This is a genomic window from Sphingobium sp. 3R8, assembly GCF_020166615.1.
Classification (GTDB): domain Bacteria; phylum Pseudomonadota; class Alphaproteobacteria; order Sphingomonadales; family Sphingomonadaceae; genus Sphingobium; species Sphingobium bisphenolicum.
The window spans coordinates 1-598 of the sequence record NZ_JAIQXR010000071.1 but is presented as its reverse complement, the minus strand read 5'-3'; the positions used below and the strand labels follow the sequence as shown (position 1 = coordinate 598).

At 60.4% G+C, this 598-nt stretch carries 1 protein-coding gene; it reads right to left on the bottom strand.

What is annotated here, in order from left to right; translation table 11 throughout:
• Positions 1-426 precede the first annotated feature (426 nt).
• A complete protein-coding gene (locus tag K9B33_RS22955; RefSeq protein WP_263499699.1) occupies positions 427-591 on the bottom strand; it encodes an SDR family oxidoreductase in 165 nt (54 codons plus the stop codon).
• Positions 592-598: the final 7 nt, after the last annotated feature.

Sequence of the window (598 nt, the reverse complement as noted above, 5' to 3'; positions counted from 1 at the left end):
AGCGGATGGTTAGAGCCGAAACCAACATAGGCCGCGACACCCTGGTCGGTCGGCCCGAGAGGCTGGACATATTTTAAGTTGCGCTCCAGCTACAGCAATCGAGTGCAGGGCCGTCTTGCGCACGCGGCCAGTTGGGGCATCTCCGCGCAGAGAGGCTGTGGGAGTCGGCAGGCGGCATCACGGATCTGGTTCGACAGCTGGATCTGCATCTTCAGCATTTAAGTACGCGCCGTTATCCTTCACCACCCGCTAAGCAGGGGCGTTTGTCCGTGCATTTTTCAAGGAGGGTTTGGGCTTCATCGTAGTGACGAAGGAACGAAGATGAAGCCCAAACCCTCCTCAATTTACAACCTCAAATCTGTGCCATTGGTGCTGACGGCGGACAATCGGGACCAACTGCGACAGGGAAAGTCATCCCCGGCAACCTCAGAGGTGCATGCCGCCGCTCGCCTCAAGGACCTGGCCGGTGACCCAGCGCCCGTCGCCGGAAGCGAGGAAGGTTACGACGGCTGCGATGTCGTCAGGCTTGCCGATGCGGTTGAGCGCGGCCTGGGAGGCATAATAGCGGGTGAGCTCCGGGTCCTCGAGCAGCTTCGCG